The organism is Lentzea sp. JNUCC 0626, assembly GCF_043632865.1.
Lineage (GTDB): Bacteria > Actinomycetota > Actinomycetes > Mycobacteriales > Pseudonocardiaceae > Lentzea.
This window is the reverse complement of record NZ_CP171635.1, coordinates 5,082,725-5,095,667: the sequence shown is the minus strand read 5'-3', so window position 1 is coordinate 5,095,667 and position 12,943 is coordinate 5,082,725. Positions and strand designations below refer to the sequence as shown.

The following is a 12,943-nucleotide window of genomic DNA, read 5'->3' as shown; positions in this document are numbered from 1 at the left end:
TGGCACGATCACCCCGTACGTCCTGCGAGGGGAGCACGGTGCGCGTCCTGTCCGTCGACCTGGGCACCGCCAACACGGTTGCGGTGCTGTCCGACCACGGAGTGGTGGATGTGGACGGTGGGCCGACGATGCCCTCGTCCGTCTACCTCGACGAGGACGGCTCCCTGCGCGTCGGCAGAGAAGCGGAGCGGCGCTCCCGCGAGGACCCGTCGCGCTACGAGGCCAACCCCAAGCGCCACATCGACAAGGCGACGATCAAGCTCGGCGAGCAGAACCTGCCGATCAACGACGCGCTCGCGGCCATCTACGCGCGCGTCATGGAGGCCGTCACGGCGCTGCTCAAGGGCGAGCACCTCGACGAGATCCGCCTGACGCACCCGGCCGAGTGGGGCCCGAGCAGGCGCAACAGGCTGCTGTCCTCCGCGCGTCTCGCGGGCATGACCGGCGAACTCGTGCCGGTGCCCGAGGCCATCGCGGTGGCCTCGCTCGGCGGCGGCCGCCCGCTCGCCGTCTACGACTTCGGCGCCGACACGTTCGACGTCTCCGTGCTCGACGCCCAGCACCGCATCCTCGCCGACGGCAGCCTCAGCGACGTCGGCGGTCTCGACATCGACCAGGCGCTGCTCGAGCACATCGGCCGCATGGTGTCGCACAAGGACCCGGCCGGCTGGCAACGGCTGCTGCGCCCCACCACGATCGACGACCACCGCGCGCGCCTGGGTCTGCGCGAGGAACTGCGCCTGGCGAAGGAGGACCTCTCCGAGTTGCCTCAGGTCGAGGTGCTGATGCCGGAGCCGTTCGAGAAGGTCGTCATCACCCGCGCCGAGCTGGAGGCACTGGTCAGGTCGAGCCTGATCCGCACCACCGAGGTCCTGATCTCCGCGGTCCGCAAGGCCGGCGTCACGCCCGAGCACGTCTACCTCGTCGGCGGTTCCTGCCGGATGCCGCTGGTCGCGCAGATGATCGCGGAGAAGGTCGGCATCGTCCCGACCAACCCCGACCACCCGGAGACGATCGTCGCGTCCGGCGCGCAGGTCGTGGACCGCGCGATGATCACGCTCAAGCCCGAGGACGACAAGCCGAAGTTCGTCGAACCGCCCACGGTCGTGACGGCGCCGGTCAGCCCCGCCGTGACCGGGCCGCACCCGGTGAACCCGAACGTCAGCGGCCCGAACCCGGTGGTCAGCGGCAACTACCCGAGCGGGTCCTACCCGAGCGGCGCGTACTCGGCGAGCGGCACCTACCAGCTCACCAGCCCCTACCCGAACCCGAACGTCAGCGGTAGCTACCCCACGAACTTCCCGCAGCAGCAGGCGCCCAAGAAGGACAACAAGAAGGTTTTCCTCGGCGTCGGCGCGGCCGTCGTCGCGGTCGCGGCCATCATCGGCGCGACCGTCGCGTTGTCCGGCCCGAACCTGCCGAGCGCCGACGAGTGCAAGGACGACGTCTCGCAGGACGACCAGGGCTTCACGAAGTGCCTGCGCCAGCTCGCGGGCCACGTGCCCGACGGCGGCGGGTGCGAGAAGGCCGACTCCGCGCAGATCACCGGCATGGAGGAGATCAAGGGCACCGTCGTGAGCTGCACGATCCGCGACGGCTACGCGGTGCAGTACATCCTCACCGACAGCGTCACCGGCGCGGAGAACAACGCCGACGCCATCGCCAAGTCGTTCCAGACCGACCGCGTCGAGGCCGACTGGACCGGCAACGGCCTGCAGGGCGACTACCGCGCGGCCACCTCCAGCGGCACCGGCGTGCTCGTGTTCCGGGCCAAGGACCGGCCCATGTTCGGCATCCTCACCAAGAACGCCGAGGAGAACGCCGACGAGCTCAAGCCGGACGAAATGGCCGATTTCTTCGAGAAGTCGGTGCAGCCGGGCGAGTAACCGCCCCTGATGGACCTGTCGGCGCGAGGTCCCGCCGTGTCACGATCGTGATCATGGTGACCGCCGCGCCGCAGGTCGAACGCGTGCAGCGCAAGGTCGTCCGCGTGCTGACCGGTACCCAGGTCCTGGGGTCGGCGGCGGTGACGATCGGCCTCGCGTTCAGCACGCTGATCGCCGCGTCGCTGTCCGGGTCCGAAGCCGTCGGCGGCCTCGCGCAGACGGCGGCCGTGGCCGGAGCGGCGTTGCTGGCCCTGCCCGGCGCCCGGCTCGCCCAACGCAGCGGGCGTCGTCCCGCGCTCGTCCTCGGCTACGGCATGGGCGCGCTCGGCGCGGTGATCGCCGCCGTCGCCGTGGGCCTCGGCCTGTGGCAGGTGCTGCTGGTCGGCCTGCTCCTGTTCGGCGGGGCGTCCAGCGCGAACTACGCGGCTCGGTACGCCGCAACGGATCTGGCGCATCCGCACCGCCGTGCGCGGGAGCTCTCGCGCGTGGTGTGGGCCGCCATGATCGGCGCGGTCATCGGCCCGAACCTCGCCGACCCCGCCGGACGCGCGGCCGGCGCGCTGGGGCTGCCGGCGGGCGTGGGGCCGTTCCTGCTCGCGGCCGTCGTGCTCGGCGGCGCCGTGCTGGTGATCCAGTTCGGACTGCGGCCGGACCCGCTGGTCGTCGTGAAGAGCACACGACCGGTTGAACCTGCTCACTGTGCCGGGGGATCCACCGCTACGCCCGGTGGCCTGAAGATCTGGGGATCCCTGGGCCCCCTGGCCCGGCTTGCACTCGTTGGTGTGATGTTGTGCCACACCGCGATGGTGGGGCTGATGTCGATGACGCCGGTGCACATGAACCACTCCGGGTCGTCGCTGCGCATCGTCGGCATCGTGATCAGCGTGCACGTCGCCGCCATGTACGCCGCCAGCCCGTTGTTCGGGTGGATGGCGGACAGGTTCGGGCGCGTGCCGGTGCTCGCGATCGGCGCGTCGCTGGTGGTGGCGGCCTCCGGGGTCGCCGGGATGGCGCCCTCGCACGACGCGCCGCAACTCGCCGCGGGACTCGCGCTGCTCGGGCTCGGCTGGTCGGCCGGGCTGGTCGCGGGGTCCGCGCTGCTGACGGAGTCCGTGCCGGTGGACGACCGGCCCGCCGCGCAGGGCCTGTCCGATCTGGTGATGAACGTCGGTGGCGCCATCGGGGGAGCGGTGTCCGGCATCGTCGTGACGGCGTGGTCGTACGCGGCGCTCGGGCTGATCGTCGGGTTCACCGCGCTGCCGTTGCTCGTGGTGTGCCTGCTGACATCGCTGCGCAGGCCCGTTCGTTAGGGTCTCCCGGTGCGCATCACCATGTTCCGCAAGCTCATGGCGGGGGAGTTCGGCCAGGTCAGGTCCGAGATGATCGCCCGCGACCACGTCCTGTCGGCGCTCGGCGGCCGCACCGCGGACCAGGCGCTGGAGGCCGGGATCGGCGCGAAGGAGATCTGGGTCGCGGTCTGCGAGGCGTTCGAAGTTCCCGAAAATCGTCGCTGAAAAGCCGGTTCGGAGTGTCACGTGTGCTCGAACACGTGTTCGGCTACAGTGGCCGCGACCCCCGGCTTCGCAGAATTGTCAGACCCCGCCAGTAGCGTCAGGTCCAACATGACGAAGCAACGGCAGACGACAAAAGGTGGACCCAAGATGGCACCCGCAGCACCCGACCGGGACAAAGCGCTCGAGCTGGCCCTGGCGCAGATCGACAAGCAGTTCGGCAAGGGCTCGGTCATGCGCCTCGGCGAAGAGGGCCGTGCCCCCATCGCCGTGATCCCGACCGGCGCGATCGCCCTGGACGTGGCGCTCGGCATTGGTGGCCTGCCCCGAGGCCGGGTCGTCGAGATCTACGGTCCGGAGTCGTCGGGTAAGACGACCGTGGCGCTGCACGCCGTGGCGAACGCGCAGAAGGCCGGCGGCATCGCGGCGTTCATCGACGCCGAGCACGCCCTCGACCCCGAGTACGCGAAGAAGCTGGGCGTCGACACCGACGCGCTGCTGGTCTCCCAGCCCGACACCGGTGAGCAGGCGCTCGAGATCGCGGACATGCTCGTCCGCTCCGGCGCGCTCGACATCCTGGTCATCGACTCGGTCGCCGCTCTCGTGCCGCGCGCCGAGATCGAGGGCGAGATGGGCGACAACCACGTCGGTCTGCAGGCCCGCCTGATGAGCCAGGCGCTCCGCAAGATCACGGGTGCGCTCAGCGCGTCCAACACGACCGCGATCTTCATCAACCAGCTGCGCGAGAAGATCGGCGTGATGTTCGGGTCTCCCGAGACCACGACCGGCGGTAAGGCGCTGAAGTTCTACGCCTCCGTGCGTCTGGACGTGCGCCGCATCGAGACCCTGAAGGACGGCGGCGAGCCCGTCGGCAACCGCACCAGGGTCAAGGTCGTGAAGAACAAGGTCGCGCCGCCGTTCAAGCAGGCCGAGTTCGACATCCTCTACGGCAAGGGCGTCAGCCGCGAGGGCTCGCTCATCGACATGGGCGTCGACCAGGGCATCCTGCGCAAGTCGGGTGCCTGGTACACCTACGAGGGCGACCAGCTGGGCCAGGGCAAGGAGAACGCCCGCAAGTTCCTGCTGGACAACCCGGACATCGCCAACGAGGTCGAGAAGCGCATCAAGGACAAGCTCGGCATCGGCGCCACCCTCGACGCCGACGAGACGGTTCCCGCCGCGCCGGTCGAGTTCTAAGAGGTAGTGGGGTTTGGACGAGGCTGAAGAGCAGCGCAAGGCACGGGACATCTGCTACGCGCTGCTCGGTGCCAGAGCCCGCTCCCGGCAGGAGTTGTACGACGCGTTGCTGCGCAAGGGGATCAGTGCCGGTGCCGCCGAGATCGTGCTCGGCAAGTTCGACCGCGCCGGCCTGATCGACGACGCGCAGTTCGCCGAGATGTGGGTGCAGTCCCGGCACACGTACAACGGCCTGGGCCGCCGCGCCCTGGCCATGGAACTGCGCCGCAAGGGCGTGGCGGACGAGGTGGTGGCCGAGGCCGTCGCCGCGGTCGACAGCGAGGCCGAGGAAGAACGGGCCCGCGAACTCGTCCGCAAACGCCTGCGCACCCTGTCCGGCGTGGACGAGACGACGAAGATCCGCCGCCTCGTGGGAGCGTTGGCGCGCAAGGGTTACGCGGAAGGCCTGGCCTACCGCGTGGTCCGCGACGAACTGCGCAACGCGGGCGACGAGGCGACGGCGCTGGACGAGCCGTGGTAGCCGCTCAGACGGAGGCGTCTGAGCGGCAGCGTTCGCGGTAGCACCGAGTTCGGCGCTACCGCGAGTAATCTGGTTGACGTGAGCACCACTCCCGACGCGTCGCCCACGGAGACCCCCACGGTCTCCGACCTGCTCTGCTTCGACCTCTACACGACGTCGCGAGCGGTCACCGGCTTCTACCGGCCGATCCTCGACAAGGCGGGCCTCACCTATCCGCAGTTCCTGGTGATGCTGCTGCTGTGGGAGCGGGACTCGCGGCCGATCCGGGAGCTCGTCCAGGAACTCGACCTGGAGTACAGCACGCTCTCGCCGCTCATCAAGCGGCTGGAGAAGAGCGGCCTGCTGGTGCGCGTCACGCACCCCGACGACGAGCGCTCGGTGCTCGTGCAGCTCACGGACAAGGGCCGTGACCTGCAGTGGATCGGCGCCGAGATGACGAACCAGCTCGGCAAGGCCCTCGGCATGACCATCGAGGAGATCACCGTCCTGCGCAAGGCGCTGCACCGCGTGAAGCACGGGGCCGAGCGCTAGTCCTGCCTGCCCGTCACCGCTGGTTCGCAAGCTCTCTCATCTCGGTGAGCTGAAACACATCGCGTGCGAGGTAACTCGTCAGGTAATTTACATCGTGCACGACCTAATCGAGCGCGATGCGACACCTCCAAGGTGCCCGACGAGAGAGTGAGAGAGCAATGCGAGTTCGCAAGGTGATCGCGGTCCTGGGAACGCTCCTGGCGCTGGGCGCTGTCGTTCCGTCCAGCGCGGGCGCTGCCGACGAGACCGCCGAGAAGCACGGTGCGAAGAAGCCCACGGTCGTGCTGGTGCACGGCGCGTTCGCCGACGCGTCCAGCTGGAACGGCGTGGTGGATCGCTTGCAGCGCAAGGGGTTCCCGGTGGTGGCGGTGTCGAACCCGCTGCGGTCGGTCTCCGGTGACGCGAACTACCTGAAGCAGGTGCTGGCCTCGATCGACGGCCCGATCGTCCTAGCCGGGCACTCCTACGGCGGCATGGTGCAGTCGGCCGCGGCGGTCGGCAACAAGAACGTGAAGTCGCTCGTCTACATCGCGGCGTTCGCGCCGGAGAAGGGCGAGAGCGCCCTCGGCCTGACCGGCAAGTTCCCCGGCAGCAGCCTCGGGGACGCGGTGCGGCCGATCCCGCTCGGCGACGGCACCACTGACCTGGTGATCGCGCAGGACAAGTACTGGCAGCAGTTCGCGGCTGACGTGTCCCGCAAGGACGCGACGATCGCGGCGGCGACCCAGCGGCCGATCAACGACACCGCGCTGAACGAGCAGGCCGGCGAGCCCGCGTGGAAGACGATCCCGTCGTACTTCCTGGTGGCAGGCAAGGACAAGAACATCCCGCTGGCCGCGACGAAGTGGATGGCCCAGCGCGCCCACGCCCGTGAGCTGGTCGAGGTCAAGAACGCGTCGCACTCGGTGGCCGTGTCGCACCCGGACGCCGTGGCCGACCTGATCGTGCGCGCCGCGCGGTAAGCACGGCGGAAGGACGGGGAAACCGGGACGCGGGCAGGGGCGTCCCGGTTTCCCCGTGTCCGGGGCTACGCGGGTTTCGCGACCGCGCAGCCGGGCAGGGTGAGGTCGAGGGTTGCGCCGGGGCCGAAGCAGGCGACGAGATCTGCGGTCTGCTGGCCGTAGCCGATGCCTTTGTGGACGGTGATCTTGCCGGCGGTGTCGACCTCGCACGGGTTGTTCATCGTGCAGCGGCCGCCGCTTTCGTTGCCCGTGTTGTTGACGCCGACGACCTTGCCGCTCGTGTCGAGGATCGGCGAGCCGGACGTGCCGCCGATGGTGTCGCAGGACGGCGTGTAGCGCAGCGAGTCGGTCCAGGTCCACTTCGCTTCCCTGACCTGGTGGACGACGGCGTCGACCTCGCACGAGTAGATCTTCGTCCAGTAGCCGGAGACGATCCGGATCTCGGACCGGGCGGAGGGGCGGGACGCGGACAGGGTGAGCGCGCGGCCGCCGTGCTTCTGCTGAAGTTGGCGGTAGGTCTGGTCGAGCCGGTAGAGCGCGGCGTCGGTGCCGGTCATGGTCGCGTAGACGATCTCGGTGCTCTTCAGCTTCGCGAGGGGTGCGCCGGAGCCGCTGAGCAGCGTGAAGTCGCGGTTCGCCGGGACCTCGGTGAGCACGGATCCTGGCTTCATCAGTTCGACGCAGTGGGCGTTAGTGAGCACGAGCGCCTGGTCGGACGGGGTCGAGCCGGGCAGGCGGACGAGCGAACCCGAGCAGTTGTTCAGCTTCACCGCGCCGGTGAAGTCGGCGGCCTGGGCGGGAGTGGTCGTGATGCCGAGGGCTGTGAACGCGATGAGCAGGGTTGCGACGAGTCGTCGTGCCATGCACGGATCGTAGTCGATCAACTACCTTCAGGAGTCGGCTGACTGGCCGCTCCATAACTCGATCGGGTGACGGAGCTGGGCGGAGCTAACAGTCGAAGCGGACCAATCGACGTCGTGGTCACACATCGCAACCGCCAGGAGCCGTGATGACCTACCCGATGCCGCCCGCCTACGCCGAACCCCCGGTCGCACCGCCGAAGCCCGCCCGGTTCGGTGCGCTCGCCTGGACCTCGGTGATCCTCGGGATCGTCGGCATCCTCAGTTCGTGGCTCATCTTCTTCAACAACCTCACCGCGATCGGCGCGTTCCTCGGCGTCGTGCTCGGCGTGATCGCGTTGTTCGGCACGCGCAAGGTGCTGGCGGCGATCGGCGTCGTCCTCTGCGTCGTGGCGATCGTGCTGACGATGGTCGCGCAGCAGGCCGCGGTCGAGGAGCTGGACAAGATCCTCGGCGACACCAACCAGGGCCAGGTCGGCACTCCCGGTGAGCCCGCGAAGCAGGACGCGCTGGTGCAGAACCCCACCTGGGGCAAGCGGTTCACCTGGGACAACGGCCTCGCGGTCGACGTCGCCGCGCCGGTCGCGTGCCAGCCGGGTCAGTTCGCGGTGCCGTCGTCCATCGCCCGCGCGGTGAAGTTCGAGATCACCATCACCAACGGCACGACCGCCGCGTTCGAGACCGCGCTGATGTCGATCGGCACCGATGCGCAGTTCAACGGGCAGAAGGCCGAGATGGTGTTCGACAGCAGCGGCGGCTGCGACAGCACGTACGACTCGGCGACCGTGTTGCCGGGCAAGACCTACACGTTCCACGTCGCGTACGCGGTGGGTGCGCAGCCCGGTGAGATGCAGCTCGTGTTCGAGCCGACGTTCAACTCGGCCAAGGCGGCGTTCGTCGGGCAGGCGTAAACCGTTCGCTCGCGGGCGCACGGACGGGTTACAAATCGGGGCATGTTGCGCAAGTACCCGCGAACGCCCCACCTCGAGGGCTCGCGCCTGCAACCGGGCGACGAGGACCTCGACCAGGTGCCGTTCCGCGCGATCGCGGGGCGGCACCTCGTCGTCGAGGAGAAGCTCGACGGCGCCAACGCGGGCATCAGCTTCGACTCCGGTGGCGTGCTCAAGCTCCAGTCCCGCGGTCACTTCCTGGCCGGTGGGCCGCGCGAACGGCAGTTCGCGCCGTTGAAGGCGTGGGCCGCGACGCACCAGGGAGTGCTGTGGGAGCGGCTCGGCACGCGGTTCGTTCTTTACGGGGAATGGCTTTATGCCAAGCACACCGTGTTCTACGACGCGCTGCCGCACCACTTCTGCGAGTTCGACCTGCTCGACCGGGAGACCGGCGAGTTCCTGTCCACACCGGAACGCCGACGGCTGCTCGCCGGCACGCCGGTGGTGTCCGTGCCGGTGTTGCACGAGGGGGAGTTGCGCCGGCTGAAGGACCTGACCGCGTTGCTCGGCCCGTCGACGTGCCGCACCCCGGGGTGGCGTGCGGCGTTGGTGGCCTCGGCCCGTGCGCTGGGTCAGGACCCGGAAGTCGTTGTCGCGGAAACGGATTCCGACGACGACATGGAAGGCCTCTACATCAAGGTGGAGGAGGGCGGGCGCACAGTCGAGCGCTACAAGTGGGTGCGGCCGACGTTCCTCACCGCCGTGCTGGACTCGGGCAGCCACTGGCAGGACCGCCCGATCCTGCCGAACCAGGTGGTGGCCCGTGTTTGACCAACCTGTGTTCGAAAGGCTCTGTCCGAGCGGTCCGGAGTGGACGCTCGACTGGGACGCCGTGCGCGACGCGTTCCCGTGGGTGCGCGCTCTCGAAGGCGTGCCGCAAGATCCCGTGCACCACGCCGAGGGTGACGTCGCGACACACACCCGCATGGCGTGCGAGGCCTTGGCGTCGTTGCCCGAATGGCGCGCGCGACCTGAGCCGGACCGTGTGCGGTTGTTCGCGACGGTGCTGCTGCATGACGTCGCCAAGCCGTTCCGCACCCAGATCACCGACGGCCGCATCACCGCTCACGGCCACTCGCGAGCCGGTGACCTGATGGCTCGCACCCTGCTGTGGGAGATGGGTCGCCCGATCGCCTGGCGCGAGCACGTGGCCGCGTTGATTCGCCACCACCAGGTGCCGTTCTGGGCTCTCGAACGCCCGGACCTCGACCGCATCGCGTTCCGGGTGAGCCTGCTCGCGCGCAACGACGACCTCGCGACCCTCGCCCGCGCCGACATCCTCGGCCGCGTCTGCTCCGACGCCGACGTCGTGCTGGAGAACATCGCGCTGTTCGAGGAGTACTGCCGCGAACGGTCGTGCCTGGACCGGCCGCGCGACTTTCCGTCCGACCACGCGCGCTTCCGGTACTTCCGCACGCCCGGCCGCGATCCGTCCTACGCCGCCTACGACGACACGCGCGTCGAGGTGACGGTTCTGTCCGGACTGCCCGGTGTCGGCAAGGACCACTGGATCGCCACCCACCGCCCCGGTTGGCGGGTGGTCAGCCTCGACGCGGTGCGGCAGCGGCTCGGCATCGCGCCCGACGGCGACCAACGAGCCGTTGCCGCCGCCGCGCTCGAAGAAGCCCGTGTGCTGCTGCGCGCGGGGGAGCCGTTCGTGTGGAACGCGACCAACATCTCCCAACAGATCCGGGAACGCTGCATCGGCCTCGCCGCCGACTACCGGGCCCGGATCACGCTCGTCGGGCTCGAAGCACCGAGGAACGTGATCCACGCCCGCAACCAGGCCCGTCCCGACCCGGTGCCGGCCGCCGTGATCGACCGGCTCGCTGCCAAGTGGGAGGCCGTCGACGTGACCGAAGCGCACGTCGTTGATCTCGTAGACACTTCCCTGCGCTGATATATCGGTTAGCGAGGGCGATATCCGATATATCAGCGCCGGTGTTCGCCGTGGTGGCCCACCGCCCGAACGAGCCAGAGGGTGCCGGCACCGGCGACGACGAGAACGGCGATGCCGGTGAGGAAGCCGATGCTCGTGGACGAGTCGTCGGGCTGCGGTGCCGGGCTGCTGTTCGGTTTGGACTGCGCGATGGCCGGGATGTCGGACATCTGCAGGGAGTTCGCCTTGACCAGGCCGGTGCTCTCCAGCAGGAGCATGTGCTTGAGGAGCAGGGTCAGCGCGGTCTGGGAGGCGATGCGCGCGGGCAGGTTCCTCGTCGTGGCCCGCGCCTGGGCGACCTGCGTGATGAGCGTGCCGTCCGCGGCGCGGGCCAGGTTCGCGTACATGTTGTCGAGTTCGTCGCCCGAGCTCGCCGAGATGGCGTTCGCCCACGACTTCTGCTCCGTGGTCGGTTCGGACGGGAGGTCGACGCCGATCTGGCGGGCCGCCTCCGTGACCGCCTGCGCCAGCTGCGTGTGCTCGGCGGCGAGCTGGCCCGCCACCTTGCGGACCTTCGCGTCGCGGGCGCGGTCGGAGCTCTCGCGGCTCGCCGGTTTCTGCCAGAGCGAGTGCTGGGTGAGCAGAACGAGCAATTCCCGGTCCGACGGTTCGATGTTCTGACCGATGACGCGCACCGCGTTCACCTGCGCCTTGGCCGTCACCAATTCGAATGCGGACGGGTCGACCTTGCCGGTGTTCTCCAGCGTCGTCATGGTGCGGACCAGCATTTGCACGGTCTGGTGAGCCAGGGTGCGAATTGCGGTGTTCTGCGTTGTCGCGCGTGTTTGCACGGCCATCACCAGAAGGCCGCCCTGCGCCTGCCGGACGATCGTCGCGTAGGCGCTGTCGTGGTTGTCGCCGGTGCGTTCCGCCATCTCGGCGATGAGTGACTGGTGTTCACTGCTGACGTCGTTCGGCAGGACCACGCCGAGTCCTTCGGCGGATTTCAGAAGGTCGACGTCGAGTCGTGAATGTCCCTCGAAGACGTCCCTTCCGGTGTTGCTTATCGCTGCATTGGTGGTGCGTGCCGGAGCTTCTTTGCTCACCGGTACCAACCAAGAGTTCGCTTGGCGCAGAGACACCATGAACGAACGATCCGACGGCTGCACTTCTGTTGATTGCGCATTGGCCGGGACGGCTCCGATGAAAGCTCCCAGGAATACGGCTGACAGGATGACAAACAGTGCTACCTGCTGTCCCAGCGTGCCCAACTGGTGACGCATAGTGCTCGTTCCTCCCCGCGATCGAGCTGCCTTCGAAGGTGATACGCGCTGGTGGTGCCTGAGTTCACGGGTGCGTGAGAATAGGCATGTGACGTGGATCACATCGCTTTCGGCGAACCATTCGGACCGAATTTACGTACCCGAGAGCTTTTCGTGTTCACGATGTAGGATCCGATGGATTCCACGCTCGGCCACCGAGTCGCTAGGTCTGCCGCCCGAAGCGAACGTCGCCGATATCTGGGGAGGTCGTCAGCTTCATGGGTGATCAGGGCAAAGTCGCACAAGCCCACCAGGACGAAGAATTGCTCACGTTGCTCTACGGGCAGTTCCAGAGGATGTTGTTCTCGCAGGTCCTGTGCCTGACCAACTACGACCGCCAGTGGACGGAAGACGTCGTTCAAGAGACGTTGATCAGGGCTTGGCAGAACTCCGCGCATCTCGTTCGGGAACCCGGTATGTTGCGCGGCTGGCTTTGTACTGTGGCTCGTCGCATTGTGATCGACGGATGGCGCAGCCGACAGGCGCGCCCGCAGGAAGTGGAATTGTTGCGACCGGACATCGCCGAATCTCCGGACGACACCGAGCAGACACTTTCGGTAATGGTTATCACCGACGTAGTACGCCAATTGAGTGATGAACACCGGTCGGCAATCTACGAAACGTATGTCATGGGACGAACGGTGAAGGAGGCCGCGCACGTTCTCGGAGTCCCGGAAGGAACCGTCAAGTCCCGGTTGTACAAGGCGATGCACACGATCCGCCGGGCGCTGCAGGACAGGAGCTAGTGATGGTGACCCGTCAACCACATCACGAGCAGCAGAACGACGAAAACCGCACGAGCCCGGAGGGGCCGTGCGGTGATGTGGCGGCTTACGTGCTGGGCGTGCTCGACCCGGCCGAGCACGTCAGGTTCTCGAGGCACCTAGCCGGGTGCGAAGACTGCGAGCGCGACGCGGCCGACTTCGGCATGTTCGCGCCCGTGCTGCGGCCGGTGCTGCGCACCCACCCGCCGGCGCGCGAGCCGTGTCCGATCGCGCGCAGCATCCTGGTGGTGGCGGCGGGCATCGTGGTGGCCGTCGCCGCGGTGCTCTCGGTCGTGGAGTCGCTGTCCTCTCACGGCGTCGACACCGTGGACGTCGGCACCCTCACGCGCGCGGCACCCTCTCACCACGAGGGATTCCCGCTGGTCGAACGCATGTGAGCTGGTCAGCAGACGGGCAAGGCGCAACCACGCGCGCATCAGCCCGGCGAAGACCATCGCTCGCTCCCGTTCCGTTAACCGTTACCTGTGGGTAAGTTTGCCCGACGACGAAGCGCAGGTCTCTACGGTCGGCACCGAAGGAACACCGAAACCTTCGACCTGC

The 12,943-nt window shown here is 68.3% G+C and carries 14 protein-coding genes; 12 read left to right on the top strand and 2 right to left on the bottom strand.

The features are described from left to right. Positions 1 to 38: 38 nt before the first annotated feature. From JNUCC0626_RS22570 to JNUCC0626_RS22540, 7 genes are all read left to right on the top strand, one after another. On the top strand, positions 39 to 1,886 hold the full coding sequence (locus JNUCC0626_RS22570; RefSeq protein ID WP_394621761.1) for an Hsp70 family protein: 1,848 nt from the start codon (positions 39 to 41) through the stop codon (positions 1,884 to 1,886). Between the two features lie 53 nt (positions 1,887 to 1,939). After that, positions 1,940 to 3,196 (top strand): MFS transporter, encoded by a 1,257-nt coding sequence (locus JNUCC0626_RS22565; protein WP_394621760.1) that lies wholly within the window; start codon positions 1,940 to 1,942, stop codon positions 3,194 to 3,196. 9 nt (positions 3,197 to 3,205) lie between these two features. Continuing rightward, on the top strand, positions 3,206 to 3,400 hold the full coding sequence (locus JNUCC0626_RS22560) for a DUF3046 domain-containing protein (protein ID WP_394621759.1): 195 nt from the start codon (positions 3,206 to 3,208) through the stop codon (positions 3,398 to 3,400). Positions 3,401 to 3,547: 147 nt separating this feature from the next. After that, positions 3,548 to 4,594, top strand: a complete 1,047-nt coding sequence (gene recA / locus JNUCC0626_RS22555; RefSeq protein ID WP_045309366.1) for a recombinase RecA — start codon at positions 3,548 to 3,550, stop codon at positions 4,592 to 4,594. 13 nt (positions 4,595 to 4,607) lie between these two features. After that, the gene (locus JNUCC0626_RS22550) at positions 4,608 to 5,114 is read left to right on the top strand and encodes a regulatory protein RecX (protein ID WP_394621758.1); all 507 of its coding nucleotides are present in this window, start codon (positions 4,608 to 4,610) and stop codon (positions 5,112 to 5,114) included. A gap of 78 nt (positions 5,115 to 5,192) precedes the next feature. Beyond that, positions 5,193 to 5,645, top strand: a complete 453-nt coding sequence (locus JNUCC0626_RS22545; protein WP_394621757.1) for a MarR family winged helix-turn-helix transcriptional regulator — start codon at positions 5,193 to 5,195, stop codon at positions 5,643 to 5,645. Between the two features lie 158 nt (positions 5,646 to 5,803). Then, the gene (locus JNUCC0626_RS22540; protein WP_394621756.1) at positions 5,804 to 6,607 is read left to right on the top strand and encodes an alpha/beta fold hydrolase; all 804 of its coding nucleotides are present in this window, start codon (positions 5,804 to 5,806) and stop codon (positions 6,605 to 6,607) included. Positions 6,608 to 6,672: 65 nt separating this feature from the next. On the opposite strand, the gene JNUCC0626_RS22535 is transcribed toward JNUCC0626_RS22540, so the two are convergent. Then, complete coding sequence (locus JNUCC0626_RS22535; RefSeq protein WP_394621755.1) at positions 6,673 to 7,470, bottom strand: S1 family peptidase; 798 nt, start codon at positions 7,468 to 7,470, stop codon at positions 6,673 to 6,675. Positions 7,471 to 7,616: 146 nt separating this feature from the next. On the opposite strand from JNUCC0626_RS22535, the gene JNUCC0626_RS22530 reads away from it, so the two are divergent. From JNUCC0626_RS22530 to JNUCC0626_RS22520, 3 genes are read left to right on the top strand one after another with little or no spacing between them, the layout of a single operon-like run. Next, a complete protein-coding gene (locus JNUCC0626_RS22530; RefSeq protein ID WP_394621754.1) occupies positions 7,617 to 8,378 on the top strand; it encodes a hypothetical protein in 762 nt (253 codons plus the stop codon). Between the two features lie 42 nt (positions 8,379 to 8,420). Continuing rightward, the gene (locus tag JNUCC0626_RS22525) at positions 8,421 to 9,188 is read left to right on the top strand and encodes an RNA ligase family protein (RefSeq protein WP_394621753.1); all 768 of its coding nucleotides are present in this window, start codon (positions 8,421 to 8,423) and stop codon (positions 9,186 to 9,188) included. Further along, positions 9,181 to 10,317, top strand: a complete 1,137-nt coding sequence (locus JNUCC0626_RS22520) for an AAA family ATPase (RefSeq protein WP_394621752.1) — start codon at positions 9,181 to 9,183, stop codon at positions 10,315 to 10,317. Before JNUCC0626_RS22525 ends, JNUCC0626_RS22520 begins: the two co-directional genes overlap by 8 nt. A 32-nt stretch (positions 10,318 to 10,349) precedes the next feature. On the opposite strand, the gene JNUCC0626_RS22515 is transcribed toward JNUCC0626_RS22520, so the two are convergent. Further along, positions 10,350 to 11,579 (bottom strand): DUF4142 domain-containing protein, encoded by a 1,230-nt coding sequence (locus JNUCC0626_RS22515; protein WP_394622078.1) that lies wholly within the window; start codon positions 11,577 to 11,579, stop codon positions 10,350 to 10,352. Positions 11,580 to 11,836: 257 nt separating this feature from the next. Here JNUCC0626_RS22515 and JNUCC0626_RS22510 point away from each other — a divergent pair, with 257 nt between their 5' ends. Continuing rightward, positions 11,837 to 12,364, top strand: a complete 528-nt coding sequence (locus JNUCC0626_RS22510; RefSeq protein WP_394621751.1) for a sigma-70 family RNA polymerase sigma factor — start codon at positions 11,837 to 11,839, stop codon at positions 12,362 to 12,364. Positions 12,365 to 12,366: 2 nt separating this feature from the next. Continuing rightward, complete coding sequence (locus JNUCC0626_RS22505) at positions 12,367 to 12,780, top strand: zf-HC2 domain-containing protein (protein WP_394621750.1); 414 nt, start codon at positions 12,367 to 12,369, stop codon at positions 12,778 to 12,780. Positions 12,781 to 12,943 lie beyond the last annotated feature (163 nt).